Origin of the sequence: Nocardioides glacieisoli (genome assembly GCF_004137245.1) — a bacterium.
Lineage (GTDB): Bacteria > Actinomycetota > Actinomycetes > Propionibacteriales > Nocardioidaceae > Nocardioides > Nocardioides glacieisoli.
The window spans coordinates 78,145-103,206 of sequence record NZ_SDWS01000005.1 but is presented as its reverse complement, the minus strand read 5'-3'; the positions used below and the strand labels follow the sequence as shown (position 1 = coordinate 103,206).

At 71.4% G+C, this 25,062-nt stretch carries 26 protein-coding genes; 10 read left to right on the top strand and 16 right to left on the bottom strand.

Going from position 1 to position 25,062, the window contains the following annotated elements; genetic code table 11:
* The first annotated feature begins 59 nt into the window (after nucleotides 1-59).
* Both EUA06_RS12085 and EUA06_RS12080 read left to right on the top strand, forming a co-directional pair.
* Entirely contained in the window at nucleotides 60-557 is a 498-nt protein-coding gene (locus EUA06_RS12085; protein ID WP_129475922.1) for a SigE family RNA polymerase sigma factor, read from the top strand.
* A 61-nt stretch (nucleotides 558-618) separates the two neighbouring features.
* On the top strand, nucleotides 619-1,905 hold the full coding sequence (locus EUA06_RS12080) for a hypothetical protein (protein ID WP_129475921.1): 1,287 nt from the start codon (nucleotides 619-621) through the stop codon (nucleotides 1,903-1,905).
* 113 nt (nucleotides 1,906-2,018) lie between these two features.
* On the opposite strand, the gene EUA06_RS23015 is transcribed toward EUA06_RS12080, so the two are convergent.
* Nucleotides 2,019-3,377 (bottom strand): response regulator transcription factor, encoded by a 1,359-nt coding sequence (locus tag EUA06_RS23015; protein ID WP_242498113.1) that lies wholly within the window; start codon nucleotides 3,375-3,377, stop codon nucleotides 2,019-2,021.
* A gap of 110 nt (nucleotides 3,378-3,487) precedes the next feature.
* Here EUA06_RS23015 and EUA06_RS12070 point away from each other — a divergent pair, with 110 nt between their 5' ends.
* Nucleotides 3,488-4,066: a hypothetical protein gene (locus EUA06_RS12070; RefSeq protein ID WP_129475919.1), complete on the top strand. Its 579-nt coding sequence runs from the start codon at nucleotides 3,488-3,490 to the stop codon at nucleotides 4,064-4,066.
* Here the strand turns inward: EUA06_RS12070 and EUA06_RS12065 are convergent.
* Genes EUA06_RS12065 through sp36 form a run of 4 tightly spaced genes read right to left on the bottom strand, consistent with a single transcriptional unit; the run spans nucleotide 4,048 to nucleotide 6,300 of the window.
* Nucleotides 4,048-4,830, bottom strand: a complete 783-nt coding sequence (locus EUA06_RS12065; RefSeq protein ID WP_129475917.1) for an MBL fold metallo-hydrolase — start codon at nucleotides 4,828-4,830, stop codon at nucleotides 4,048-4,050. The two genes, EUA06_RS12070 and EUA06_RS12065, sit on opposite strands and share 19 nt — an antisense overlap.
* A complete protein-coding gene (locus EUA06_RS12060) occupies nucleotides 4,827-5,687 on the bottom strand; it encodes an NUDIX hydrolase (RefSeq protein WP_129475915.1) in 861 nt (286 codons plus the stop codon). Before EUA06_RS12060 ends, EUA06_RS12065 begins: the two co-directional genes overlap by 4 nt.
* Nucleotides 5,688-5,690: 3 nt before the next feature.
* Entirely contained in the window at nucleotides 5,691-6,146 is a 456-nt protein-coding gene (locus tag EUA06_RS12055; RefSeq protein ID WP_129475913.1) for a RidA family protein, read from the bottom strand.
* A gap of 1 nt (nucleotide 6,147) precedes the next feature.
* The gene (sp36, locus tag EUA06_RS22455; protein ID WP_165354369.1) at nucleotides 6,148-6,300 is read right to left on the bottom strand and encodes a Sp36 family protein; all 153 of its coding nucleotides are present in this window, start codon (nucleotides 6,298-6,300) and stop codon (nucleotides 6,148-6,150) included.
* Between the two features lie 43 nt (nucleotides 6,301-6,343).
* Between sp36 and EUA06_RS12050 the strand changes: the two genes are divergently transcribed.
* Nucleotides 6,344-6,748 (top strand): low affinity iron permease family protein, encoded by a 405-nt coding sequence (locus EUA06_RS12050; protein ID WP_129475911.1) that lies wholly within the window; start codon nucleotides 6,344-6,346, stop codon nucleotides 6,746-6,748.
* 3 nt (nucleotides 6,749-6,751) lie between these two features.
* Here EUA06_RS12050 and EUA06_RS12045 read toward each other — a convergent pair whose 3' ends face one another.
* Nucleotides 6,752-7,786, bottom strand: a complete 1,035-nt coding sequence (locus EUA06_RS12045; protein WP_129475909.1) for an LLM class flavin-dependent oxidoreductase — start codon at nucleotides 7,784-7,786, stop codon at nucleotides 6,752-6,754.
* Between the two features lie 88 nt (nucleotides 7,787-7,874).
* On the opposite strand from EUA06_RS12045, the gene EUA06_RS12040 reads away from it, so the two are divergent.
* Nucleotides 7,875-9,251 carry an MFS transporter gene (locus EUA06_RS12040; RefSeq protein ID WP_129475907.1) on the top strand — a complete coding sequence of 459 codons (1,377 nt, stop codon included), beginning with the start codon at nucleotides 7,875-7,877 and terminating at the stop codon, nucleotides 9,249-9,251.
* 69 nt (nucleotides 9,252-9,320) lie between these two features.
* Here EUA06_RS12040 and EUA06_RS12035 read toward each other — a convergent pair whose 3' ends face one another.
* The 7 genes from EUA06_RS12035 to EUA06_RS12005 form a co-directional block, all read right to left on the bottom strand.
* The gene (locus tag EUA06_RS12035) at nucleotides 9,321-10,409 is read right to left on the bottom strand and encodes an alkene reductase (protein WP_129475905.1); all 1,089 of its coding nucleotides are present in this window, start codon (nucleotides 10,407-10,409) and stop codon (nucleotides 9,321-9,323) included.
* Between the two features lie 219 nt (nucleotides 10,410-10,628).
* Nucleotides 10,629-11,675, bottom strand: a complete 1,047-nt coding sequence (locus EUA06_RS12030) for an aldo/keto reductase (RefSeq protein WP_129475903.1) — start codon at nucleotides 11,673-11,675, stop codon at nucleotides 10,629-10,631.
* The gene (locus EUA06_RS12025) at nucleotides 11,672-13,012 is read right to left on the bottom strand and encodes an LLM class flavin-dependent oxidoreductase (RefSeq protein WP_129475901.1); all 1,341 of its coding nucleotides are present in this window, start codon (nucleotides 13,010-13,012) and stop codon (nucleotides 11,672-11,674) included. The genes EUA06_RS12030 and EUA06_RS12025 overlap by 4 nt, the downstream gene beginning before the upstream one ends.
* Complete coding sequence (locus EUA06_RS12020) at nucleotides 13,009-13,800, bottom strand: ABC transporter ATP-binding protein (protein WP_129475899.1); 792 nt, start codon at nucleotides 13,798-13,800, stop codon at nucleotides 13,009-13,011. Before EUA06_RS12020 ends, EUA06_RS12025 begins: the two co-directional genes overlap by 4 nt.
* Nucleotides 13,776-14,618: an ABC transporter permease gene (locus tag EUA06_RS12015; protein WP_207208330.1), complete on the bottom strand. Its 843-nt coding sequence runs from the start codon at nucleotides 14,616-14,618 to the stop codon at nucleotides 13,776-13,778. Before EUA06_RS12015 ends, EUA06_RS12020 begins: the two co-directional genes overlap by 25 nt.
* Nucleotides 14,615-15,676 (bottom strand): ABC transporter substrate-binding protein, encoded by a 1,062-nt coding sequence (locus EUA06_RS12010; RefSeq protein WP_129475895.1) that lies wholly within the window; start codon nucleotides 15,674-15,676, stop codon nucleotides 14,615-14,617. Before EUA06_RS12010 ends, EUA06_RS12015 begins: the two co-directional genes overlap by 4 nt.
* 116 nt (nucleotides 15,677-15,792) lie before the next feature.
* On the bottom strand, nucleotides 15,793-16,836 hold the full coding sequence (locus tag EUA06_RS12005; protein ID WP_277985669.1) for an LLM class flavin-dependent oxidoreductase: 1,044 nt from the start codon (nucleotides 16,834-16,836) through the stop codon (nucleotides 15,793-15,795).
* A gap of 150 nt (nucleotides 16,837-16,986) precedes the next feature.
* Here EUA06_RS12005 and EUA06_RS12000 point away from each other — a divergent pair, with 150 nt between their 5' ends.
* On the top strand, nucleotides 16,987-17,391 hold the full coding sequence (locus tag EUA06_RS12000) for a VOC family protein (protein ID WP_129475893.1): 405 nt from the start codon (nucleotides 16,987-16,989) through the stop codon (nucleotides 17,389-17,391).
* Between the two features lie 20 nt (nucleotides 17,392-17,411).
* Nucleotides 17,412-18,293, top strand: coding sequence for a hypothetical protein (locus tag EUA06_RS11995; RefSeq protein WP_129475891.1), 882 nt, complete (start codon nucleotides 17,412-17,414; stop codon nucleotides 18,291-18,293).
* Here the strand turns inward: EUA06_RS11995 and EUA06_RS11990 are convergent, their stop codons facing one another.
* Together EUA06_RS11990 and EUA06_RS11985 are read right to left on the bottom strand one after the other, a co-directional pair.
* The gene (locus EUA06_RS11990; protein WP_129475889.1) at nucleotides 18,294-18,962 is read right to left on the bottom strand and encodes a 3-oxoacid CoA-transferase subunit B; all 669 of its coding nucleotides are present in this window, start codon (nucleotides 18,960-18,962) and stop codon (nucleotides 18,294-18,296) included.
* Nucleotide 18,963: 1 nt separating this feature from the next.
* Nucleotides 18,964-19,797, bottom strand: a complete 834-nt coding sequence (locus tag EUA06_RS11985) for a CoA transferase subunit A (protein ID WP_129475887.1) — start codon at nucleotides 19,795-19,797, stop codon at nucleotides 18,964-18,966.
* A gap of 100 nt (nucleotides 19,798-19,897) precedes the next feature.
* Here EUA06_RS11985 and bagA point away from each other — a divergent pair, with 100 nt between their 5' ends.
* Both bagA and bagB read left to right on the top strand, forming a co-directional pair.
* Complete coding sequence (gene bagA / locus EUA06_RS11980; RefSeq protein WP_242498111.1) at nucleotides 19,898-20,923, top strand: ATPase BagA; 1,026 nt, start codon at nucleotides 19,898-19,900, stop codon at nucleotides 20,921-20,923.
* Between the two features lie 85 nt (nucleotides 20,924-21,008).
* Nucleotides 21,009-22,136, top strand: coding sequence for an ArsA family ATPase (bagB, locus tag EUA06_RS11975; protein WP_129475885.1), 1,128 nt, complete (start codon nucleotides 21,009-21,011; stop codon nucleotides 22,134-22,136).
* A gap of 11 nt (nucleotides 22,137-22,147) precedes the next feature.
* On the opposite strand, the gene EUA06_RS11970 is transcribed toward bagB, so the two are convergent.
* On the bottom strand, nucleotides 22,148-22,435 hold the full coding sequence (locus EUA06_RS11970; protein ID WP_129475883.1) for a WhiB family transcriptional regulator: 288 nt from the start codon (nucleotides 22,433-22,435) through the stop codon (nucleotides 22,148-22,150).
* Between the two features lie 195 nt (nucleotides 22,436-22,630).
* Here EUA06_RS11970 and EUA06_RS11965 point away from each other — a divergent pair, with 195 nt between their 5' ends.
* Complete coding sequence (locus EUA06_RS11965; protein WP_207208329.1) at nucleotides 22,631-25,042, top strand: penicillin-binding protein; 2,412 nt, start codon at nucleotides 22,631-22,633, stop codon at nucleotides 25,040-25,042.
* Nucleotides 25,043-25,062 lie beyond the last annotated feature (20 nt).

The window sequence follows — 25,062 nt, the reverse complement described above, 5'->3', positions numbered from 1 at the left end:
GCCCTCGGTGCCACCCGACGCGGCCTGCGCACGCGTCGTACATCGTGAAGGGGGGCACCGTGACCACATCGGACGAGACCGGCTTCGACGAGTTCGTCGCCGCACGCAGCGCGGCGCTGTCGCGCACGGCGTACCTCCTGACCGGCGACCACCACCTCGCCCAGGACCTCGTGCAGGCCGCGCTCGTCCAGGCGGTGAGGCACTGGCGCCGGATCCACACGTCGCCGGAGGCCTACGTCCGGCGGGCGATGTACCATCAGAACATCTCGTGGTGGCGCCGCCGCAAGATCGCGGAGTCCCCGCTCGAGTCGTACGACGGCGCGGTCCCGCCGCCCGACACCGACCTGCGGCTCACGCTCGACCAGGCACTCGCCCGGTTGACGCCCAAGCAGCGCACCGTGCTGGTGCTGCGCTTCTACGAGGATCTCACCGAGGTCGAGACGGCACGCGCGCTCGGGCTCTCGACCAGCACCGTGAAGTCGACGACCCGCCAGTCGCTGGCCCGGCTGCGGACCCTCGCGCCCGAGCTGGCCGAGCTGATCGGAGCAGACGCATGAGCACCCCACGACGTTCTTGTCCCCCGCTTCGCTCCTCCCAACAACGCCGCAGGGACCCCGCATGACCGACCTCCGCACCTCCCTCCACCGCGTGGCCGACGCGGTCGACCCCCTGCCCGTCAACGACGACCTCTGGCAGCGCGGGGTGGCCGCCCGCCGCCGCGGCCAGGCGCTCGTCGTCGCGGCTGTGGTCGCGATCATCGCCTCCGTCACCTGGAGCGCGGTCCTCCTCGGCAGCGACGACCGCGAGGCGCGTACGGCGTCGGGTGAGGTCGTCGAGGGCGGTGCGATCCCGAGCCGGATCGTCGACCCCGCCGATCTCGAGCCCGAGAGCGACCTCGCTGTCGGCCGGGCGTCGGTTGCGTTTGCGTCCAGCGGCGGACAGGCGATCGTGGTGACGGCCGCCGACGGGAGCTACCACGCCCTCGAGCTCCCGGACTGGGACGGCGAGCTGGTTGCGCTGAGTCCCGACGGGTCACGGCTCGCGTGGACCGTCGACGGCGAGGTCGCACCCGGGCTCCCGGGCAGGGGACTTGCCATCGTCGACCTCGTCACCGGCGAGGAGACCGTCCACGCGACCGCCGGCGCGGACGGTGACTTCCTGACGGCGCAGCAGGTGTCGTGGGCGTCCGGCTCGCAGTGGCTCACCTGGTCCGGGGGCGCGACCGTCGGTCGGATCCCTGTCGGGTCGGGCGAGACGGAGACCTACGGAAGCCAGGCCGACATCGTGTGGACCGCGATCGACGACGACGGGACCGTCACCTTCGACGAGGGTCCTCCCCAGCAGTGGCCCGTCGGCGGTACCCCACGATCGGCTGACATCGACGGCAACCAGCTTGCGTGGGGCGGCAACCCCTACGAACGCATCGACGGCGCCGTCTCCTCGCCGACGGGGAACACCTTCGCCCTCTCCACGAGCGAGCCCTTCCCGGCGGCCGACTTCCTGACGTCGTCACGCTTCGAGGAGCGACCGCTCGCCACCGACCTCTATCCCGACGGCGCCGCCGTACGCCCCCTGGGCTGGGCCACCGACACCCTCGTGCTGGCTCAGGTGGACGCGCCGGAGGGCTCGTACGTCGAGGGCTCCCACCTCGCGCTCTTCACCGCGCCCAACACGCCCGAGCAGCAGTGGACATACCGCGTCGTGGCGCGCGAGGTGACCCACCAGCCGCTCAGCGTCGCGGTCGACCTCCTCCCCGACCTCGACGACACGTCGTCGCAACAGCTGACGTACGACTTCCCGGCACCGCCGGAGCGCGACATCTCGTGGATCATCGGCCTCGGTGTGGCGGCAGCGATCGCCGTACTGATGGCAGTGCGCTGGCTCTGGCGCCGGTTGCTGGGGTAGTCCAGTGGGTTTCCGTCCTCCGGGAGCCCGAAAGACAACAAGTTCCCACTGGACTACCCGGAGCGGACAGCAAGTTCCCACTGGAGTACTCCGGCACGCGCGCGCACGACCCCTCAGGGCTGCTCGACGCGTACGTCGTCCGAGCGGAGGTACGCCAGTACCGCCAGCACCCGGCGGTTGGTGTCGGGCTGCTGGTGCAGCCGCAGCTTGGCGAACACCGACCCCACCACCGGCTCGACGGTCTTCACCGACAGGTGCAGCCGCTCGCAGATGGCGGAGTTGGAGAGCCCCTCGGCCATCAGCCCGAGGACCTCGCGCTCCCGCGGGGTCAGGCCCTCGAGGTGGCCGGCGAGCCGCTCCTGCTCGACCAGCTCGCCGAGCGTCAGGTGCTGCAGGACGAGCGCCGCCTGCGCGGCGAGGTCGTCGAGGATCCGCCCCTCCGCGGGCGTCACCTCGGCACGGTCCACCGTGAGCGCTCCGACGCGGTCGTCGTCGAGAGCGATCCGTCGCGAGGTCGGCGGGAGCTCGGTGAGTGGAGCCGGGTCGTCCGGTGTCGGCGGCCAGACGCCGACCGGTCGCAGCGACGTCTCAGACCCCAGCCACAGCACCACCGGCGCCCCGAGCGCCTCCGACGTCGCCCGGGCGAGGTCGGTCGGCAGGTCGTCCTGCTCCGGGCCCCGGCGCGACATCCAGGTGAGCGCGGCGTAGGCCGCCGCATGCCGCCCGTGCACCACCGCGAGCCCGGCGGCCACCGGGACCGTCGTCACCGCGATGAGGCCGGGCGTCGGCGTCCCCCACCCGACCAGCCCCGTGACCAGCACCAGCGCGGCACCGGCGGCGGCGAGCAGCAGCCACGCGAGCTGGCGTCGTACCCACCCCGAGGCGCTGCGCCAGCGGGCCCAGATCGCGACCGGCCAGAGCAGCTGGAAGGCGGTGTACGCCGGATGCGCGAGCGCGGACCACACCGCGTCCACCCACGTGGGCGTCGAGCTCGTGAGGGGGTGGGCGACGGCGATCCCGGCCGAGTCGTACTCCACCGGCCACAGCAGGGACAGCGTGGAGCACACGACCGCGAGGGCGACGACCACCGCGACGACCGGACGCCACCGTGGCGACGGCAAGCGGCCGTCGGGGAACGTGAGGACTGCCAGGGTGACCAGGCCGATGCTGGTCGCGATCGGCCACACGCCCAGCCACGCGGCCCACCGGTCACCCCCGGTGTGACCGAGCTGGCGGCCCCAGAACATCACCGCCGCCACGGCCCCCGCAGCGAGCATGAGCCGGCCGACCGGGTGGTCGCGGCGCTGGAGGAGGACGTAGGCGCCGACGAGGGAGAACGAGAGCCCCAGCAGCCCGTTGTGCAGGTTGCTCAACCAGACGCCCTCGGCCAGGCCCCACGACACCAGCAGCACGCACCCGCTGACGACGAGCAGCGGCACGAGGCCGCGCGGGAGACGAGGCGTGCTGCTCATGCCGCCATCGTGGCACCGCGCGGGCTCCGCCGGCACAGGGTTGTCCCTGGAACCCGGCTCCAGGGTCAGCCCCGTACCGCGCCACGTGTCGCCGCGGCGAGCGTGGGCCCATGACCACCCTCCACGCCGACACCGGCGTCACCACCGCCCCGACCCCCACCGACCGGTTGCTCGACGGCTCGCTCGCCGTGGCCCCGCTGCTCTACCTCGCCGCCGACACGACGTACGCCGTCCGCGGCTGGGACGACGCCACCGCCGGGCTGCTGCACGTGCTCGCCGCCATCGGCTACGGGTTCGTCGTCCTGGCGATCGCGTCGTGGCTGCCCCGCGGCCTCCGCCTGACCGCCGCGATCATCCTGACCGGCGTCATCGGCGCGGTCGGCAACGCGGCCTACGGCTTCGACGCCATCCACCTCTCGCTCGGCGACGTGTCGCTGGTCGACCAGCCGGGCGCAGCGAACCTGATCAAGCCGCTCGGCCTGTTCTTCCCGCTGTCCTTCGCCCTCGTCGCGTGGGCGCTCGACCGGCTCGGCCACCGGTGGCAGGCGGTCCTCGTGCTCGCGGCGATCATCGCGTGGCCGATCGCGCACATCGGCAACATCGCTGTGGTGGCGGTGCCGGTCAACGTCGCGCTGGTCATCGCCTTCGGCAGCCTGCTGTGGGAGCGGGACTACCGGGAGGTGAGGTAGGCCAGCTGGGCGCGCACCGAGAGCTCGGCCGCACCCCAGAGCACCGGGTCGACGTCGGCGTACACGATCTCCACCACCGCGCGCGCCGGGTCGTCCTGCTCCGGCAGCGTCGCGAGCGCGGCACGCACCTGTTCCAGCCGCTGCTCGCGGTGGGCGAGGTAGACGTCGATGGCGCCGAGGGCGTCGTCGATGACCGGCCCGTGCCCGGGCCAGACCGTCGTGATGCCCTGCTCGCCGCAGAGCGCGTGCAGTCGCTGGAGGGAGGAGAGGTACGCCCCCAGCTCGCCGTCGGGGTGCGCGACGACGGTCGTGCCGCGGCCGAGGACGGTGTCGCCGGTCAGGACCGCGCGGTCCTGCGGGACCACGAAGGACAACGAGTCGGAGGTGTGCCCCGGCGTCGCGACGACGTGCACCTCGAGCCCGCCGACGGAGACCACGTCGCCCTCGCCCAGTCCCTCGGAGCCGAGGCGATGTGCCGGATCGAGGGCTCGTACGCCGCACCCGTGCCGCTCGGCGTACTCCCGGGCGGCCTCGCTGTGGTCGGCGTGGTGGTGGGTCAGCAGGACGACGGCCACGTCGCCAGCGGCGGCGTCGATCGCGTCGAGGTGGGAGCCGATCAAGGGACCGGGGTCGACGACGACGGACCGCGGCGAGCCGGGCACGCGCAGCACCCAGGTGTTGGTGCCGTCGAGGGTCATGATGCCGGCGTTCGGCGCGAGCACGCACTGGCCGGTCGACCCGAACGCGCCCCCCGTCCACGTCATCTGGCAGCCATCAGCGCGGAGTAGTGCGGCGGCGTGGAGAGGATCCACTCGTCGCCGTCGGCGACGACCTCCGGCGTGAAGATCTCCACGTGACGGCCCTGCGCCTCGGCGAGGACGGCGTCGACGTCGGCGTGCTGGCCGACGTCGAGGCAGGTCAGCCAGGTCGGCGGCAGCATCATCATCTGCTCCCGCTCGACCTGCTCGACGGCGTCCAACGCCGCGGTCCACTGCACGGCCGACGACTCCGACGAGACGTCGCGGGTGACCTGGCCCTCCGGCAGTCGCGCGACGAAGAACCACGTGCGGTAGCGACGCGGCTCGAAGACCGGCGTCAGCCAGCCCGACCACGGACCGAGGAGGTCGGTGCGCAGCACCAGCGACCGCTTCTCGAGGAAGGCCGTCATCGACAGCTCGCGCGACTCGAGGGCGACCCGGTCGGCCTCCCAGTCGTCGCCGGTCGTGTCGGCGACGACGTCGTCGGCTCCGGTCCCCGCGAGCAGGACGCTCGACTCCTCGAACGTCTCGCGCACCGCGGCGCACACCAGCGCACGCGCCCGCGGCTCGTCGACACCGAGCAGCGTCGCCCACTCCGCCGGCGACGGACCTGCCCAGAGACCGCGCTCGACGAGGTCGTCGGAGTAGTCGCGCGGGTCGACGCCGCCCCCGGGGAAGACGCACATCCCGCCGGCGAAGGCCATCGACGTCTGGCGCCGCAGGAGGTAGACCTCGGGGCCGGACGCCCCGGGGCGCAGGAGGACCACCGTCGCCGCGTCGCGCGGCTCGGCAGGCGTCGCCCCGCCCTCGGCGTACGACCTGGCCTGCGCGACGAGCGCCTCGGGAAGAGGCAGGCGTTCCAAGCCTCAGACCTCGACGGTGATCTCGACCTCGACGGGCACGTCGAGCGGCAGCACGGCGACACCCACGGCCGAGCGGGCGTGCTTGCCGGCGTCGCCGAAGACCTCGCCGAGCAGCTCGGACGCGCCGTTGGCGACCTTGGGCTGGCCGGTGAAGTCGGGCGTCGAGGCGACGAAGACGACCACCTTGACGACGCGCTTCACGTCATCGAGCGAGCCGATCTCGGCCTTGACCGCGGCGAGCGCGTTGAGGGCGCACTGGCGCGCGCACTCGTAGCCCTGTTCCTCGGTGACCTCGCCGCCGAGCTTGCCGACCGCGATCATCTCGCCGTCGCGGGCGGGCAGCTGGCCGGCGGTGAAGACGAGGTTCCCGCTGCGCGCGGTGGGCTGGTAGGCCGCGACCGGCGGGACGACGTCGGGGACGGTGATGCCGAGCTCGGCGAGCCTTGCCTCAGCGCCCACGTCAGGCCTTCTGCTTCTTGAGGAAGGCGACGAGGCCACCCTGGGCGTTGGTGTGGATGGCCACCAGCTCCCAGCCGTCCTGGCCGAAGTTGTTGAGCATGAGCGCTTCGTTGTGGAGCGGAATCGGCGCCACCTGGTATTCCCACTGGGTCATGGATCGCACCCTACTCGGGCCCTGACACCGCTAGATTCCGGGAATGACCCAGGAGCGCACGGACGCGGCCGAGAGCCGCGAGAAGAACGACGGGCTCGACCCGTTCGAGAAGTTCGTCGAGGTCTCGACGAAGCTGATCAGCCGGGCGCCGTTCTTCGCGGTGGTCGTCGCGGTCGTGGTCGTCTGGGCGGCGAGCTACTCGCTGTGGCCGAGCACGACCAAGTGGGAGCTGGCGATCCACACCTTCGGTGGCGTGCTGTCGCTGCTGCTGCTCGTCCTCCTCGAGAACGCCGGGCGCCGCAACACCGAGGCGATGCAGGAGAAGCTCAACGTCCTCGCCGAGGCGCTCGCCGCGCTCATGGAGGCCCAGCTCACCGAGGACAGCCACGAGCTGCGGGAGGCCATCGAGGACCTCCGCGAGGCCGTCGGCCTCGAGGAGCGTCACTAGGCCTCAGGGGGCCAGCAGGCGGAGCGTCTCCTCGCGAGCGGGTGAGGTCGTCACGTCGGTGCCCGCGCTGGCGCCGGCCACCGGGTGCACCATCACCTCGTCGACGTCGTACTCCGCAGCGAGCTTGTCGAGCTGTTCGCGCGCCTGGTCGGCCGAGCCGACCACCCACCGCTTCGACATCGCCTCGCCGAACGCGCGCTGGTCGGGGGTCATCTCGACGGCCTCGGCCTCCTCGACGGTCCGCTGCGGGTGCAGCGGGGCGCCGGTGCGCAGCGCGATCATCTGCTGCACGTTGGGCAGCGCGCGGCGACGCGCCTCCTCCTCGGTCGCGGCGACGACGGCGTTGACTGTGAGGAAGGTGCGCGGCTCGGGGTGCTCGGGTGAGGGACGGTACGACGACCGGTAGAGGTCGAGCGCGGTGCCCGTCCCCTCGCCCGAGAAGTGGTGCGCGAAGACGTACGGCAGTCCCTTCTCGGCGGCCAGGCGGGCGGAGTAGTCCGACGAGCCGAGCAGCCACATCGTGGCCACCGACGTGGCGGCCGGGGTCGCGCGCAACGGCTGGCGCCGCGGCCCGATCTGGAGCTCGACGCCGTCGGTCGACATCAGCGTGCGGATGTCATCGACGTACTCCGGGAACTTGCTGACCGCGTCGTCCGCCGACTCGGCACTGCCGCCGCGGAGGACGTACCTCGTCAGCGGGTCGGTGCCGGGCGCGCGGCCGATGCCGAGGTCGATCCGGCCCGGGAAGGCCGCCTCCAGCAGGGCGAACTGCTCGGCGACCACCAGCGGCGCGTGGTTGGGCAGCATCACACCGCCCGAGCCGACCTTGATCCGCTGCGTCGCGGCGGCGAGCATCGCGATGATCACCGGCGGGTTGGTCGACGCGACGGCGGGCATGTTGTGGTGCTCGGCCACCCAGTAGCGGCGGTAGCCCAGCTCGTCGGCGACCTGTGCGAGCCTGCGGGACGCGGCGAGGGCGTCACCGGTGGTCTGGTCGCTGCGGACGGTCACGAGGTCGAGCACGGAGAGGGCAGTCACTGTCGGTGCAGCGTCCGGACGTCGGGGGTTATTCCGACAGTGCCCAGGGTTTGGGCTCACGTGCACCTGAGGACCTACCGTCGACAGGGTGACCAGCGGCACCGACACCACCGAGCCGCGCGAGCGGATCCTCTCCCCGGCCTACGCCGTGACGACGATCGGCCTCTTCTCCCTCATCGCCTTCGCCGCCTTCGAGGCGATGGCGGTGACGACCGTGATGCCGACGGTGGCCCGCGACCTCGACGGCTTCGACTACTACGCGCTCGCCTTCGCGGCACCCTTCGCGAGCGGCGTCGTCGGCATGGTGGCGTCGGGGATGTGGACCGACCGCAGTGGTGCGCTGCGCCCGCTGTTCGCCTCGATGGCGATGTTCTCCCTCGGGCTCGTCGTGTGCGGCACCGCGGCGTCGATGGAGGTCCTCGTCGTCGGACGGGTGCTCCAGGGCCTGGGCAGCGGCGCGATGGTGGTCGCGATCTACGTCGTCGTCGGCCTGATCTACCCCGCCACCCTGCGCACGGCGGTCTTCGCCTCGTTCGCGGCTGCGTGGGTGCTGCCGGCGCTCTTCGGCCCGGCCGTGGCCGCCCTCGTCGCCGACACGGTGGGCTGGCGCTGGGTCTTCCTCGGCATGGTGGCCCTGGTCGCCCTGGCCGCCGTCCTCGTCGCCCCGTCGCTCCGCGCACTGCCCGCGCCGGAGTCGCCGACCACCACCTCGCGTACGCAGCTCTGGTGGGCGCTCCTGGCGGCCGTCGCCGTCCTGTCGCTCGAGCTCCTCGGCTCCGGGCGCGGGCTGACCCTCGTCGCGGCGGCGGTGGCGTTCGTCCTCGTCATCGTGGGGCTGCGGCCGCTGCTGCCGGCCGGCGCCCTGCTCGCGCGCCGCGGACTGCCCGCCGTCATCGTCACCCGCGGCCTGCTCAGCGCGGCCTTCTTCTGCGCCGAGGCCTACATCGTGTATGCCCTCCAGGAGCTCTGGGGCCTCTCCCCCGGCCAGGCCGGCATCGCCCTCACCTGCGTCGGCGTGGTGTGGGCGGCGTCCAGCCAGGTGTCCTCGCGCCTGGGCGCCCAGGTCGGCAACGTCGCGGCGATGAGGTTCGGCACGGCGGTGGTGCTGGCGGGCGTCGCCGGTGTCGCGGTCGTCGTCCTGCTCCGCTCCCGGGGTGTCGACCTGCCGGCGGTTGCCCCGGTCGCGGCCTACGTCTTCGCCAGCGTGGGAATGGGCTTCGCCTACCCCCGCACGAGCGTCGCGATGCTCTCCGTCACGACCGACGCCGACCGCGGCTTCAACTCCTCCGCGCTCTCGGTCGCCGACTCACTCGGCGCGGCCCTCGCGCTCTCGATCAGCGGGATCGCGTACGCCGTCGCCGTGCGCTCCGACGTCGACCCGTTCCCGGTGGTGTACGCCATCGCCGTCGCGATCGGGGTGCTCGGCGTGGTCGCGGCCCGGCGTACGGCGGCACCTGCCGCGTAGTCCGGAAATAGGTCCGGCCGCCCCACGGGGGAGAGGGACGGCCGGACGATCAGGGGTGCTGCGAGCGGGTCAGGAGGCCTGCTCGAGCGTCGGGTAGTCGGTGTAGCCCTCGGCGCCGCCGCCGTAGAACGTCGACTGGTCGGGCTCGTTGAGCTCGGCACCCCGGCGCCAGCGCTCGGCCAGGTCGGGGTTGGCGAGGAACTGGCGCCCCACGACGACCGCGTCGGCGAGACCGGTGGCGAGGAGCTGCTCGACCGAGTCCAGCGTGGTCACGTCACCGAAGCCGTCGTTGAGCAGGACGACGCCGTCGAACCGCTCGCGCAGGTCGCGCACCAGCGTCTCGAGCGGCTCGAGCGGGCTGGCCAGCAGGCTCAGGTAGGCCAGGCCGAGCGGGGCGACCCCGTCGACGACCGCGCGGTAGGTGGCGGTGAGGTCGGCGTCGACCTCCTCGCCGACGCCGTTGAACTGGTGACCGGGGCTCAGCCGCAGACCGACCCGGTCGGCGCCGATCGCCTCGGCGACGGCGGTGACGACCTCGACGACGAAGCGCGCCCGGTTCTCCGGCGTACCTCCGTAGTCGTCGTCGCGCAGGTTCACCGTCGGGTCGAGGAACTGGTGCAGCAGGTAGCCGTTGGCGGAGTGGACCTCGACACCGTCGAGACCCGCGGCGACCGCGTTGCGGGCGGCGGCGACGAAGTCCGCGACGAGGCCGGCGACCTCGTCGGTCTCGACCGCGCGCGGTACGTCGTGGGGCTGGCCGCCGTCGGCGGTGACCATCTCGCCGGGCGCCTGCACGGCGCTCGGGGCGACGGTCTCGACGCCGTCCTTGTTGTCGGCGTGGGCGATCCGGCCGGCGTGCATCAGCTGGGCGACGACGATGCCGTCACGGGCGTGCACGGCGTCGGCCACGAGGCGCCAGCCGGCGACCTGCTCGTCGGTGTAGAGGCCGGGCACGTCGAGGTAGCCCTGGCCCACCTGGGTCGGCGCGATGCCCTCGGTGACGATGAGGCCGGCCGAGGCGCGCTGGCCGTAGTACTCGGCGTTGAGGGACGTCGGCGCGTGGCCGGCACCGGCGCGGTTGCGCGTCAGCGGTGCCATGACGAAGCGCTGCGGGAGCTGCCAGCGGCCGACGGTGAGGGACTCGAATGCACGGGACATGTAGGTGCTGCCTCCAGATGGTTGAGGGCTGTACGACCTCCTCAGCCGTCCGCGGGCCGTCGATGTTCCCCTTTCGGGGCCTTCGAGAGATGGCTCACAGCAACCCCTCACCCGCCGGGGTAGTCCAGTGGGCATCTGTCGTCATGTGGCCTTCGGGACGACCAGTTCCCACTGGACTACCCGGCCGTGACAGCGAGAACCCACTGGACTACCGCAGCGTCAGCGGCGCCGGAGCGCCGCCTCGACGAGGGCCGGCGGTGCGTAACCCCGGTCTGCCTCGTTGAGCGTGGTGCCCGGCGGGACGATCTCGTCGATCCGGTCGAGCACGTCGGGCGACAGCACGACCTTCTCCACGCCGAGCTGCGACTCGAGCTGCTCGAGCGTGCGCGGGCCGATGATGGCCGACGACACCGCGGGGTGCGCTAGCACGAAGCCCAGCGCGAGGTGGATCAGCGACAGGCCGGCCTCGTCGGCGAGCTCCTGGAGGGCGTACACAGCCTCCAGCTTGACCTTGTTCTCCGGGGAGGCGGGATCGTGCCGCGCGGGCTGACGCTTCAGCCGGCTCGAGGTGACCGCCGGGTCCTCGCCGCGGCGGTAGCGGCCGGACAGCCAGCCACCCGCGAGCGGGCTCCACGGCAGCACGCCGATGCCGTACTTCTGCGCAGTCGGCAGGATGTCGCGCTCCACCTCGCGGGCGAGGATCGAGTACGGCGGCTGCTCGCTGACCGGGCGCTCGCGCTGGCGCTTCTCGGCCACCCACTGCGCCTCGACGACCTGCGAGGGCAGGAACGTCGACGTGCCGAGGTAGCGGATCTTGCCCTGCCGCACGAGGTCGGTCAGCGCGCCGAGGGTCTCGTCGATGTCGACCTCCGGGCGCGGGCGGTGCACCTGGTAGAGGTCGATGTGGTCGACCTGGAGCCGACGCAGCGAGTGCTCGACCTCGCGGATGATCCAGCGGCGCGAGCTGCCCGCCTGGTTGGGGTCCTCGTCGTGCATGTTGCCGTGGAACTTGGTGGCGAGGAAGACGTCGTCGCGGCTGCCCCTGCGGGCCTGCAGCGCCTTGCCGACGATCTCCTCGGACTCGCCGCGGGCATAGACGTCGGCGGTGTCGATGACGTTGATCCCGGCGTCGAGCGCGCGGTGGATGATCGCGATCGACTCGTCGTGGTCGGGGTTGCCCCACGCGCCGAACATCATCGCGCCGAGGGTCAGCGGGCTGACCTGGACGCCGGTGCGGCCGAGCGGTCGGTAGTGCTCGAAAGTCATGCGGTCTCCTTCTCGAGACGGGGTGCGTACTGGCTGGCGGGACGGGAGAGCCCGAGGTGGTCGCGCAGCGTGCTTCCTGTGTACTCCGTGCGGAACAGCCCGCGGGCGCGCAGGATCGGGACGACCTCCTCGATGAAGACGTCGATCCCGCCCGGGAGCCACGGCGGCATCACGTTGAAGCCGTCGGCGGCGCCCTGCTCGGCCCACTCCTGGATCGTGTCGGCGACCTCGACCGGCGTGCCCGCGACGACCCGGTGGCCGCGCGCGCCGGCGAGCCGGTGGCAGAGCTGGCGGATCGTCGGGTTCTCGCGGGCCACGATGTCGAGCACGAGCTGCGACCGACTGTGGAACGCGCGGTCGCCCACGGGCGCCACGATCTCGGTCGGGAACGGCCCGTCGAGGTCGTACGACGTCAGGTCGACGCCGACGAGGTTGCCGAGCTGCTGCAGGGAGTACGCCGGCTGGGTGAGGTCGTTGAACTCCTCCTCGAGCGCGCGCGCCTCGGCCGTCGTGGAGCCGATGAACGGACTGATGCCGGGCAGCACCTTGAGCTGGCCGGGGTCCCGTCCGGCCGCCCGGGCACGGGACTTGATGTCGGCGTAGAACTCCTGGGCGTTGTCCAGGGTCTGGTGCGCGGTGAAGATCGCCTCGGCCCACCGCGCCGCGAAGGACCGACCGTCCGGCGACGAGCCGGCCTGCACGTAGACCGGCCGGCCCTGCGGCGAGCGCGGGGCGTTGAGCGGGCCGCGGACGCGGAAGAACTCGCCCGCATGGTCGACCCGGTGGATCTTGTCGGTGTCGGCGTAGGTCCCGCTCGCGCGATCGGCGACGACCGCGTCGTCCTCCCAGCTGTCCCAGAGCTTGGTGACCACGTCGAGGAACTCCTCGGCGCGCTCGTAGCGCTGGGCGTGGGCCGGGTGCGCGTCGAGGCCGAAGTTGTGGGCCGCGGACGCCGACGAGGTGGTGACGATGTTCCACCCGACGCGGCCGTTGCTGAGGTGGTCGAGCGAGGCGAACTGCCGGGCGAGGTTGTACGGCTCGTTGTAGGTCGTCGACGACGTCCCGATGACGCCGATCCGCTCGGTGGCCGCCGCGATGGCGGTCATCTTGGTGATCGGCTCGAGCCCCGCGCGGGCGGCGTACGCGATGTTGTCCGCGAGCGCCGGGCCGTCGGCGAAGAAGACGGCGTCGAACTTCGCGGCCTCGGCGCGCTGGGCCAGCTCCTGGTAGTAGGAGATGTCGGTGATCCGCTCGGGCTGCGACTCCGGTCGCCGCCAGGCCGCCTCGTGGTGGCCGTCGGGATAGATGAACAGGTTGAGGTGGAGGGTGTTCGTCACGAGGCGGCCCGCTCGCTGAGCCGTCCGACCGCAGGGCGCGGGGCCGCGTCGTGGTCGTCCTCGACCCCGAGCTCGGCGAGCAGCTCGGCGCGCAGCCGGGCGAACGCCGGGTCGGCCTGCGAGCGGCGGGTGCCGAGCTCGATGCGGGCGTCGTGGCGTACGACGCCGCCGTCGAGCACGATGACCCGGTCGGCCAGGACGATGGCCTCGTCGACGTCGTGGGTCACCAGCAGCACGGCCGGCCGGTGCACCTCGCAGAGCTTGCGCAGCAGCGTGTGCATCCGGATCCGGGTCAGCGCGTCGAGGGCACCGAACGGCTCGTCGGCCAGCAGCAGCTCGGGGTCGCGGACCAGCGACCGCGCCAGGGCGGCGCGCTGCTGCTCACCACCCGACAGCTCGTGGGGCCAGGCCTTCTCGCGACCGGCCAGCCCGACCTCGTCCAGCGCCTGCAGGCCACGCTCGGAGGCGTCGCTCGAGCGGAGGCCGAAGGTCACGTTGTCGAGGACCCGCTTCCACGGGAGCAGCCGGGAGTCCTGGAAGACGACCGACACCTTCTCGGGGACCTCGACGCGACCGGTGCCGGCGACCCCGCGGTCGAGGCCCGCCAGGGAGCGCAGGAGCGTGCTCTTGCCCGAGCCGCTGCGGCCGAGCAGAGCCACGAACTCACCCGGCGCGATCTCGAGGTCGAGGCCGTTGAGCACGCCGCCTGCCTCGTTGAAGCTGCGGTGCAGGTCCTGGACCCGCACCGCCGGCCCGTGGGTGCTCAGCTCGCCAGTGTGCGACGCCATGACAGTGCCTTCCTCTCGATGAGACGGACCACCGCGTCGGCGCTCACGCCGAGCAGTGCGTAGACGACGAGACCGACGACGATGATGTCGGTCTGGCCATAGCTGGACGCCAGCGTGATCATGTGGCCGATCCCGCTGGTGGCGTTGATGACCTCGACGACGACCAGCGCGAGCAGCGACGACGTCACCGCGAAGCGCAGGCCGAGCAGGAATCCGGGCATCGCGCCGGGGAGCACGACGTGGCGGATGAACTCGGTGCGGGAGACGCCCAGGGTCTCGGCCAGCTCGGCGTACCTGCCCTCGATGGTGCGCAGGCCGTTGTGGGTGTGGATGTAGATCGGGACGAAGACCGCGAGCGCGATCGTGATGACCTTCATCGGCTCGCCGATGCCGAGCCACAGGATCAGGAGCGGGATCAGGGCCAGCGTCGGGATCGAGCGCTTCACCTGGATCGGTCCGTCGATGAGGGTCTCACCGACGCGCGACAGCCCGGAGACGAGCGCCAGCACCAGCCCGACGGCGACGCCGAGACCGAGGCCCAGGGCGGCGCGGATGCCGGAGGTGACCAGGCTTTCCTGCAGCCGGCCGTTCTCGATCAGCGTCTCGGCCGTCGCGACGACGGTCCACGGCTCGGTCAGCGTGCGCGGGTCGAGCAGCCCGGTGGCCGAGCCCACGACCCACGCAGCCAGCAGCGCGGCGATGCCGATGAGTCCACCGAAGCGGATGGGCTTGCCCGGACCGAGACGCCGTCGCGTGGGGCGTACGTCCTCGGTCCCGGACGAGATCGCGCGTCGCGCGGGGGCGGTCAGGGTGGTCACTGCGATCCCTCCCCCTCGAGCGCGGCGGCGATGGCCTTCTCGAAGCGGCGGTCATAGATGGTCGAGACGTCGAGCGGCTCCTGGTCCTGGCCCTCGACGAGCGTGTCGACGGTGACCTGGTGGCGGGCGATGAAGTCGTCCCAGCTCGTCGGCACGGCGTACTGCCCGTAGGCGTCGACGACGTACTTCGCGTCCTCGGGCGAGAGGCCCTCGTGGTCGACGTAGAAGGCCTCCGCAAACTCGTCGGGGTGCTCGGAGATCCACAGCTGCGCCTCGGCCCATGCGGCGACGTACTCCTTGATCGCGGCGGCCTTGTCGGCGTCCTCGAGCACGGTGGTCGGGGCGTAGAGCGTCCACGCGTCGTCGCGCACGCCCGACTCGATGGTCGTCGCGCCGTCGCGCTCGTACTTGGCGAGGTAGGTCTTCACGAGCGCCTGCTGCAGCGGGGCGACGTCGACCTGCTTGCTGCCCAGGGCGATGGAGAAGGCGTCGTCGACGCTCTGCATCTCCACCAGCTCGACGTCGTCCTGGCTGAGGCCGGCCTCGCGGAGCACGTTGAGCACCAGCGCGCCCTGGGCCTGGCCCGGGCTGTAGGCGATCTTCTTGCCCTCGAGGTCCTCGATGGACGTCACGTCGGCACCCGGGGCGACACCGAGCTCGTAGGTCGGGTGGGTCTCGGGGTCGACCGTCTCGCGGGCGGCGACGATGCGGACGTCGGTGCCGGTCCAGTGCGCGAAGAGGGGCGGGATGTCGGCCACGGAGCCGATGTCGATCGCGTCGGCGCGAAAGGCCTCGAGCGTCTTCGGGCCGCCGGTGATGTTGGCCCACTCGATGTCGATGTCGAGGTCGTCGATGGCACCGGAGGTCTCGAGCGCCACCTGCGTGGCGGGGTCGCCGACGCGCAGGACGGTGCCGTCGGCGGGCTCGTCGGGGAGCGCGGCGGTCAGCTCGAGCTTGGGCCCGGCCTCGGCGCCGCCGCAGGCCGACAGCGCCATGAGTCCGGCGGCGGTCAGCAGGGCAGTGCGGATGAGGGGGCTCTTCAGCCCTCGTCGTGACATCAAAGGTCTCCTTGTCGGGAGGTCGGGGTGATCCAAAGTACTGTAAACAACTCGACAAACAACACAAAGCGGGTGCGGCGTGTTCCCTGTCACCCACGCGGTGCCCGACGGACCCGTCAGGCTCCCCGCAGGAGGGGCAGCAGGGAGTCCCCGATGCGGACGATCTCCTGCTCGTACGGCGTGTCGCTGAGGACGAAGTGGGTGACGCCGAGGTCGGCGTAGCGACGCAGCGCCTTGGCCACGTCATCGGGAGAACCGACCAGCCAGGTGGTGCCCGCACCGCCGCCACCGACGCGACCGGGCGCGGTGTAGAGGCAGTCGTCGAGGACGTCACCCTGCTCGGCGAGGTCGAGCAGGCGCTGCTGGCCGACCGCGACGCGACGGCCGGGGTCGGCCGCCCACTCGTGCTGACCTCGTTGGGAGTGACTGGCCATCGCCGCCACCTTGGCCTCGGCATCGGCCCAGGCCTCCTCGGTGGTGTCGCGGACCAGCGTGGTGATCCGCAGGCCGAACTGCAGCGGCGGCAGGTCACGGTCGAGCTCGGTGCTGAGCTTCTTCAGGTGGGCGATGCGTGCGGCGACGCCGTCGAGCGGCTCGCCCCAGAACAGCTGGACGTCGGCCTCGGCCGCCGCGGTCCGCTGGGCGGCCTCGGACGCGCCGCCGAAGTAGAGCTGGGGGTGCGGGCGTCCCTCGCGGGCGACCGGCTTGTGCTCGAGCGTGGCGCCCTCGGCGCGGTAGTGCTCGCCGCCGAACGTGATGTCGTCCTCGGTCCAGTACCGACGTACGAGCCGCATGAACTCGCGGGTGCGGGCGTAGCGGTTCGCCTGGTCGCCCTCGTCGTCGCCGTACTGCGGCTGGTGGTCGGCGCCGCTGACGATGTTGACCTTCACCCGGCCACCGCTCAGCTGGTCGAGCGTCGCGGCCGACGACGCGAAGTGGGCCGGGGTCCAGTAGCCCGGGCGGATCGCGATGAGCGGGTTGAACGTCGTCGTACCGGCGACGAGGGCGGTCGACACCGTGAACGTGTCCGGGCGCTTCCAGCCGGTGCCGATCAGCGCACCACCCCAGCCGTGGTCCTCGGTGAGCCGCGCGAGCGCGGTCAGGCGCTGCAGGCTGTTGTGACCCGCCACCGTCGTGTCCGACCGGTGGCCGGCCGTCACCTGGTTGGGGATCTACCAGAGGAGGTCCATGCCGAGCCTTTCATCTATTTGTCTAGTGGGTTACTACAGATAGCACACCTGTCGGCCTGGTCCCGGAGCCACGCCTCCTTGCGGACACCCGGTGACCTGAATCGCCCCTAGCCTCGAGGCATGGACATGAAGCTCGAGCTGGTGATGGTGCCCGTGACCGACGTCGACCGGGCGAGGGAGTTCTACGAGAAGGTCGGCTTCCACACCGACCACGACCAGGTCGTCAGCGACGAGGTGCGATTCGTCCAGATGACGCCGCCGGGATCGGCCTGCTCGATCGCCTTCGGCAAGGGCATCACGCAGATGGAGCCGGGGTCGCTGGACAACATGCAGATGGTGGTAGCCGACGCCGACGCGACCCGTGCCGACCTCGTCGCCCGCGGCATCGAGGTCAGCGACGTCGACGAGCTCGCCTGGGGGCGGTTCGCGTTCTTCGCCGACCCCGACGGCAACGGCTGGGCGCTCCAGCAGCTCCCCGACTGGTCGGCGAGCGCCGGCGGCGAGGGCTACGAGCCCGGAGCCTGAGGTTTGCGAGGATCGGGCCCATGCCCGACCTCGACCTCCAGACGATCCGCCGCAGGGTGGAGCTCGGCCGGCTGCTCCTCGGATCGGTCCTGGAGTGGCTGGTCAAGGCGTACGGCGCCGGCGCGGCGCTGAGCGTCGCGCTGAGCGACTCCGAGACCACGGGCGGCAAGGTCGGCGACGCGGTCCGGGCGGTGCCCAACCTGGCCGACCAGCTCAACGAGGCGCAGTACGCCATCGCCCACCGCGAGGAGATCCAGGCGGCTGTCACCTACCTCAACGAGAACACCCTCCCGCAGGACGAGCTGCAGCGGACCGCGGACGAGAGCATGCGGACGCTCGAGTCGATCGAGACGACGTACGACGAGGTGGGCGCCGCCCGCGACGTGCTCCAGTTCGACGGCATCAGCGGCACCCTCGACAACGTCCGCGAGGCGATCGGCCACGTCGGCAACGCCTACGACGCGCGACCCGAGCTCGACTCGCTGCGACAGCTCGCCGAGGTGGCCGACCAGGTCGAGCCGTTCAGGCAGCAGGTGGACGTGCTCATCCCCGTCTACTACGGCAACTTCTTCACGCTGACCGACAACTTCGCGGGCGACGAGATCTTCTCGACCGTCTTCGTGATGGCACTGGCCCTCGTGGTCGCCGCCATCGTCGGCCGGGCCGTCGGCTTCTGGGTGCGCCGGGGCCGGCCGGGGATCATCGCGCAGCTGCTGCAGGCCCTGGGCGCGCGCATCTACCGGCCCTGGTACGTCAGCAACCTGCCCTGGGCCATCACCTCGCCGCTGTACGACGCCGCGCGCGAGCACCTGCAGACGGAGATCGTGGCGGACCCCCAGGCCGCGCTCGACCCCGAGACGCTCCGCGCGCTCGAGGAGCACTTCGCCAGCAGGGCTGACTGATCAGACCAGGTCTGGCTGGGTCTTCTCCCGGACCTCGTCCTCGGTGACGCCGGGGGCCAGCTCCACGAGCTTCAGCACGCGGTCGCCGAGGGTGCCCGACGGCGCGACCTCACCGGTGGCGGGGTCGATCACGTCGATGACCGCGAGGTCGGTGATGATCCGCTGCACGACGCGCTTGCCGGTGTAGGGCAGGTCGCACTCGTCGAGGATCTTCAACGACCCGTCCTTGGCGGTGTGCTCCATCAGCACGATGACGCGCTTGGCGCCGTGGACCAGGTCCATGGCGCCGCCCATGCCCTTGACCATCTTCCCGGGGATCATCCAGTTGGCGATGTCACCGGCGGCCGAGACCTGCATCGCGCCGAGGATCGCGGCGTCGATCTTGCCACCGCGGATCATCCCGAACGACTGCGCGGAGTCGAAGAACGACGCCCCCTTGCGGAGGGTCACCGTCTCCTTGCCCGCGTTGATGAGGTCGGGGTCCTCCTCGCCCTCGAAGGGATACGCCCCCACGCCGAGGATGCCGTTCTCCGACTGCAGCACCAGCTCCACGTCGTCGGCGACGTAGTTCGGCACCAGCGTCGGGAGCCCGATGCCGAGGTTGACGTACGACCCGTCCTTGAGCTCGCTGGCAGCACGGGCTGCCATCTCCTCACGACTCCAGCTCATGTCAGCCTCCCAGCCCGTGCGTCGCGGCGTCCTCAGCGGGAGCGGCACCACCAGGATCAGGGGTGGGCCGCGGCCGCGTGGTGACCCGCTCGATCTTCTTGTCGGCGGCCTGCTCCGGGGTCAGCGCGACCACGCGCTGGACGTACACCCCGGGCGTGTGGATGTCGTTGGGGTCGAGCTCGCCCGGCTCGACCAGCTCCTCGACCTCCGCGATCGTGACCCGACCGCACATCGCCGCGAGCGGGTTGAAGTTGCGCGAGGACTGCCGGTAGATGAGGTTGCCGTGGCGGTCGCCCTTCCAGGCCCGGACCAGTCCGAAGTCGGCGACGATCGCCTCCTCCAGGACGTACTCCCGGTCCCCTTCAGCCGTCGAGAAGACCTTGGTCTCCTTCGGCGGCGAGGCCACGATGACGTTGCCCGAGTCGTCGTACTTCCAAGGCAGGCCGCCCTCGGCTACCTGGGTGCCGACACCGGTCGCGGTGTAGAAGCCCGGGATCCCCGAACCACCCGCGCGCATCCGCTCGGCCAGCGTCCCCTGGGGCGTCAGCTCGACCTCGAGCTCACCGGAGAGGTACTGCCGGGCGAACTCCTTGTTCTCCCCGACGTAGGACGAGATCATCCGGCGCAGCCGCTTCTCGAAGAGCAGCCGGCCCAGGCCCCACTCGTCCACACCGCAGTTGTTCGAGACCGCCTCGAGGTCACTCGTGCCGGCCTCCAGCACCGCGTCAATGAGGACCGACGGGATGCCGCACAGTCCGAATCCGCCGACCGCGAGGGTCGCGCCGTCCGGGATGTCGGCCACCGCAGCGGCGGCCGAGCTGACCACTTTGTCCATGTCCGGCACCCTAGCGGCCGTGTGAGCGGCGCCACTGTGTGGGCCGGGACCACACTTCGCCCCTCCGGATGGGTGCCCGACCCGCCTCTACGCTGGTCTCGTGACCGCCCACCCGGACCGTTCCCCCGACTGGCCACAGGTCAGTCTGCACGTGGTGACCGGCAAGGGTGGCACCGGCAAGTCGACGGTCGCGGCGGCGCTCGCGCTGGCGTTGGCGACGACCGGCAAGAACGTGCTGCTGTGCGAGGTCGAGGGCCGCCAGGGCATCGCGAAGATGTTCGACGTCGACCCGCTGCCCTACGCGGAGCGCCGCATCACCAAGGGCGCGCCCGACGAGGACGGTCGAGGTGGTCAGGTGTTCGCGCTCCACATCGACCCGGAGTCGGCGCTGCTGGAGTACCTCGCGATGTACTACAAGCTCGGCCGCGCCGGAAAGGCCCTCGACCGCTTCGGCGTCATCGACTTCGCCACCACCGTCGCCCCCGGCGTGCGCGACGTGCTGCTCACCGGAAAGGTCTACGAGGCGGTGCAGCGTCCCCGCGGCGGTCGGAAGAAGGACCAGATCACGTACGACGCCGTGGTGCTGGACGCGCCGCCCACGGGCCGGATCGGCCAGTTCCTCAACGTCAACTCCGAGCTCGCCGGTCTGGCGAAGGTGGGGCCGGTCAAGTCGCAGGCCGACAACATCATGAACGTCCTGCGGTCCCCGCGGACCGCCGTGCACCTGGTCACGATCCTCGAGGAGATGCCCGTGCAGGAGACCAGCGACGCGATCGAGGAGCTGCGCGCGGCCGGGCTCCCGGTGGGGGGCATCGTGGTCAACCTGGTCCGCCCGCAGGCGCTCAGCCCCTCCGAGCTCGCGCTCGTGCGCGACGACGCGGTCGACCCCACGTCCGTCACCTCGGAGCTCAAGCGCGCCAAGGTCGACGTCGGCGCTGCCCTGGTCGCCTCGCTCGTCGACGAGGGCCGCGACCACGCCGTACGCCGTCAGCTCGAGGACGAGCAGCGCGAGCTCGTCGCAGCCGAGGACCTCCCGACCTACGAGCTGCCCCGGCTGGCCAACGGCATCGACCACGGCGCCCTGCTCGAGCTCGCCCAGCTCCTCCGGACCCAGGGCATGGCATGAAGCAACTCACCCCACGACGTTCTTCTCCTCCGCTTCGCTCCCCCGAACAACGCCGCGGGGACCCCGAGCTCCAAGGAGCCAACCAGTGCCAGTACTGAGTATCGACGCGCTCCTCGACGACCGCGGCACGGAGATCATCGTCTGCTGCGGCTCGGGCGGGGTCGGCAAGACCACGACCTCCGCGGCGCTCGCGCTGCGGGCGGCCGAGCGGGGTCGCAAGGTCGTCGTGCTGACCATCGACCCGGCCCGCCGGCTCGCCCAGTCGATGGGCATCGAGGCGCTCGACAACACGCCGCGGCCGGTGGCCGACATCGAGACCTCGGGGGGCGGCGCCCTCGACGCGATGATGCTCGACATGAAGCGCACCTTCGACGAGGTGGTCGAGAGCCAGGCCAGCCCGGAGAAGGCGAAGCAGATCCTGGAGAACCCGTTCTACGTGGCGCTGTCGAGCTCGTTCGCGGGCACCCAGGAGTACATGGCGATGGAGAAGCTCGGCCAGCTCCACCGCGAGGCCCTCGGGCAGGGGACCTACGACCTCATCGTCGTGGACACGCCTCCGTCACGCTCGGCGCTCGACTTCCTTGACGCCCCCGAGCGGCTGTCCAGCTTCCTCGACGGCCGGCTGATCCGGCTGCTCGTGGCGCCGGCGCGCGGTCCGGCGAGGCTGATGACGGCCGGGCTGTCGGTGGTGACCAACGCGCTCGGCAAGATCCTGGGCAGCCAGATGCTGCGCGACGTCCAGATGTTCGTGACCGCCCTCGACACCCTCTTCGGGAGCTTCCGCCAGCGGGCGGAGAAGACGTTCGCCCTCCTGCAGGCGGACGGGACGGCGTTCATCGTGGTCGCGTCCCCCGAGCCCGACGCGCTGCGCGAGGCGGCGTACTTCGTGGACCGGCTCACCGACGACGACATGCCGCTGGCCGGACTCGTGATCAACCGGGCGAGCCCGTCGGCGCGCACGGAGCTGTCCGCCGAGGAGGCGATCAGCGCCGCCGACCGGCTGCGCGCGCAGGACTCGTCCTCGCTGACCGCAGGGCTGCTGCAGCTGCACGCCGACCGGGTGCGCATCATCGAGCGCGAGCAGCACCTGCGCGAGCGGTTCGCCGCCTCGCACCCGCACGTCCCGACCGCGGTCGTGCCCGCCATGGCGAGCGACGTCCACGACCTCGACGGCCTGCGCGAGATCGGCGTACGCCTGGCGGACCAGGCGTAGCAACCAGAGCGTCAGACGGAGACGGCCGGGGCCTCGACCTTGGTGCGGGCGGTCTCGAGGATCGAGCGCCACGACGAGCCGGGGCGACGGCGGAGCAGCGCACGGCGCTCACGCTCGGTCATGCCGCCCCAGACACCCCACTCGATCTGGTTGTCCAGTGCCTCGGCCAGGCACTCGGTCCGCACGGGGCAACCCGCACAGACCTGCTTGGCCTTGTTCTGCTCCGCGCCGCGCACGAAGAGTGCGTCCGGCGTGTCCGCCTTGCAAGCGGCGCGCGATGCCCAGTCCTCAACCCACATAGTCAATCCCCACGAATCATTGGAGCCCGGTCAGCCGCCCCCATAGCGGCCATCCCGATCTCGAATAGAAAAGTAAACGACTGCGCCCCGGTATAGACAGGGGCCGAGTGGCTCAATTCGCATAGTCCGATGTGACTATTCGGCTGCGCGAGTGGAATTGAGGGTGCTAGGCCTTCCCCCCGTACTCTGGTGTCCATGTCTTCCCGTACGCCGTCGCCCGCCAGGCGCCCCCACGGGCGCCCGAACGCGGGGCGCATCGCCTCGCACCTCGCCGTGATGGGCGCCGTCGCCGTGGTCATGGGCGTCCTGATCGCCTGCCTCGCCATCCCGTTCGCGGGCCTGGTCGGCGTGGCCGCGAAGGACGTCAGCAAGGGCATGGTCAACCTCCCTGAGTCGCTCGAGGCCAAGGACCTGTCGCAGAAGACGCGGATCTACGACGTCAACGGCAACCTCATCGCCTCGCTCTACGACCAGAACCGCATCAACGTCTCGCTCACGTCGATCTCGCGGCCGATGGTCAAGGCGATCGTCGCGATCGAGGACTACCGCTTCTACGACCACGGGGCGCTCGACCTCAAGGGCACGCTCCGCGCGTTCGTCACCAACCAGGCCAACGGCGGCTCGGTGCAGGGTGGTTCGTCGATCACCCAGCAGATGGTGAAGCAGACGCTGCTCTACCAGGCGGAGACCGACGAGGAGCGCGCTGCGGCGACCGAGGAGACCTACGCCCGCAAGATCCGTGAGCTGCGCTACGCCATCGCCTTCGAGAAGAACCACACGAAGGACTGGATCCTCGAGCGTTACCTCAACATCGCCTACTTCGGCGACGGTGCCTTCGGCGTCCAGGCCGCTGCGAAGCACTTCTTCTCCAAGAACGCCAGCAGGCTCGACCTGCTGGAGTCGGCCACGCTCGCCGGCCTGGTCAAGAACCCGGTCGGCTACGACCCGGTCGACAACCCCGAGCGCGCGGAGAGCCGGCGCAACGTCGTCCTCGACCGCCTCGCGCAGCTCGGCGTGCTCACCGAGAAGAAGGCCGAGCGGCTCAAGAACACGCCGATCGAGGAGACGCTGAAGATCCAGGACTCCCCCAACGGCTGCCAGCAGTCGGCGGCTCCGTTCTTCTGCGACTACGTCGTCAACTGGCTGCTGAAGGACCCGGTGCTCGGCGACACCATGAAGGAGCGTCGTACGACGCTCAAGAACGGTGGCCTCTCCATCCAGACCACCATCGACCTCGACATGCAGAAGGCCGCCGACCAGTCAGTCGCCGCCCACGTTTTCCAGACCGACCAGGCCATCGGCGGCCTGGCGATGGTCGAGCCGGGCACCGGCGACGTACGGGCGCTGGCGCAGTCGCGCCCGATGGGCCAGGACAAGGCTGCGGGCGAGACCGCCCTCAACTACACGGTCCCCAAGAAGTACGGCGCCGCCAACGGCTTCCAGGCCGGGTCGACCTTCAAGGTCTTCGTCCTGGCCTCGGCCATCAACCAGGGCATCCCGCTCAGCACCACCATCAACTCGCCGCAGGAGCTGCACCTCGACGACGAGGAGTTCGAGAACTGCGACGGCCCCTACGCCGGGGACGGCATGGGCTGGGACGTGAAGAACTCCACGGGCGAGGGCACCTACGACCTCTACTCGGGCACCCAGGACTCCGTGAACACCTTCTTCGCCCAGCTCGAGACGCAGACCGGCATGTGCGAGCCGCTGCAGCTCGCCGCCGACATGGGCGTGAAGGTGCCGCTGGCCCAGAAGGTGCCGTCGTGGATCCTCGGCGTCTCCGACTCCAACCCGCTGGAGATGGCCCAGGCCTACGCCACCTTCGCCGCCCGCGGGCTGCACTGCGACCCGCGGCCCGTCACCCGGGTGCTCGACTCGCAGGGCCAGCCCCTGAAGGAGTTCTCGACCCAGTGCGAGCAGGTGATGCCGGGCGCGACGGCCGACGCCGTCAACGACATCCTGCGCGGCGTCATGGAGGGCGGCTTCGGCTCGAACCTCCAGATCGACAAGCCGTCCGCCGGCAAGACCGGCACCACGACCAGCGGACGGTCGGTGTGGTTCGTCGGCTACACCCCGGCCATCTCGGCTGCGGCGATGATCGCGGGCGCCGACGAGCTCGGCCAGTGGCTGCCGCTCGGGGGCCAGAGCGTCGGCGGGGAGATCATCTACGAGGCGTCGGGCTCGGGCTACGCCGGTCCCATCTGGGGTGACGCGATGGCGGCCATCTCGGCCAAGCTCCCCTACGAGGACTTCCAAGCGCCTGCCGGCGACGAGATCGCCGGTGTGCTGTCGAGCGTGCCCGACGTGACCGGACAGTCGGTCGAGGCCGCGACGGCCGCCCTCGAGGGCGCCGGGTTCACCGTCGCCGACGGCGGCCAGGTCAACTCCGAGGTCGGCGAGGGCCTCGTCGCCAGCACGTCACCCGCCGCGGGCACGTCGTTGAGCAGCGGCGACACGGTCACGCTCTACTCCTCGACCGGCTACGTCCCGCCGCCCCCGTCCACCGGCGGCGGTGGCGGCGGCGGTGGCGGCGGCGGTGGCGGCGGCAACAATGGCAACGGCAACGGCGGGGGTCGCGGCAACGGCGGCGGCCGCGGCAACGGCTGACCGGGCGCTTCCTCGCGCTG

Bases quoted from the DNA above. Each gene is read 5' to 3' on its own strand.
- EUA06_RS12080 (WP_129475921.1), top strand. From the start codon at position 619: ATGACCGACCTCCGCACCTCCCTCCACCGCGTGGCCGACGCGGTCGAC.
- EUA06_RS23015 (WP_242498113.1), bottom strand. From the start codon at position 3,377: ATGAGCAGCACGCCTCGTCTCCCGCGCGGCCTCGTGCCGCTGCTCGTC.
- EUA06_RS12070 (WP_129475919.1), top strand. From the start codon at position 3,488: ATGACCACCCTCCACGCCGACACCGGCGTCACCACCGCCCCGACCCCC.
- EUA06_RS12065 (WP_129475917.1), bottom strand. From the start codon at position 4,830: ATGACGTGGACGGGGGGCGCGTTCGGGTCGACCGGCCAGTGCGTGCTC.
- sp36 (WP_165354369.1), bottom strand. From the start codon at position 6,300: ATGACCCAGTGGGAATACCAGGTGGCGCCGATTCCGCTCCACAACGAA.
- EUA06_RS12050 (WP_129475911.1), top strand. From the start codon at position 6,344: ATGACCCAGGAGCGCACGGACGCGGCCGAGAGCCGCGAGAAGAACGAC.
- EUA06_RS12035 (WP_129475905.1), bottom strand. From the start codon at position 10,409: ATGTCCCGTGCATTCGAGTCCCTCACCGTCGGCCGCTGGCAGCTCCCG.
- EUA06_RS12030 (WP_129475903.1), bottom strand. From the start codon at position 11,675: ATGACTTTCGAGCACTACCGACCGCTCGGCCGCACCGGCGTCCAGGTC.
- EUA06_RS12020 (WP_129475899.1), bottom strand. From the start codon at position 13,800: ATGGCGTCGCACACTGGCGAGCTGAGCACCCACGGGCCGGCGGTGCGG.
- EUA06_RS12010 (WP_129475895.1), bottom strand. From the start codon at position 15,676: ATGTCACGACGAGGGCTGAAGAGCCCCCTCATCCGCACTGCCCTGCTG.
- EUA06_RS12000 (WP_129475893.1), top strand. From the start codon at position 16,987: ATGGACATGAAGCTCGAGCTGGTGATGGTGCCCGTGACCGACGTCGAC.
- EUA06_RS11995 (WP_129475891.1), top strand. From the start codon at position 17,412: ATGCCCGACCTCGACCTCCAGACGATCCGCCGCAGGGTGGAGCTCGGC.
- EUA06_RS11990 (WP_129475889.1), bottom strand. From the start codon at position 18,962: ATGAGCTGGAGTCGTGAGGAGATGGCAGCCCGTGCTGCCAGCGAGCTC.
- EUA06_RS11985 (WP_129475887.1), bottom strand. From the start codon at position 19,797: ATGGACAAAGTGGTCAGCTCGGCCGCCGCTGCGGTGGCCGACATCCCG.
- EUA06_RS11970 (WP_129475883.1), bottom strand. From the start codon at position 22,435: ATGTGGGTTGAGGACTGGGCATCGCGCGCCGCTTGCAAGGCGGACACG.
- EUA06_RS11965 (WP_207208329.1), top strand. From the start codon at position 22,631: ATGTCTTCCCGTACGCCGTCGCCCGCCAGGCGCCCCCACGGGCGCCCG.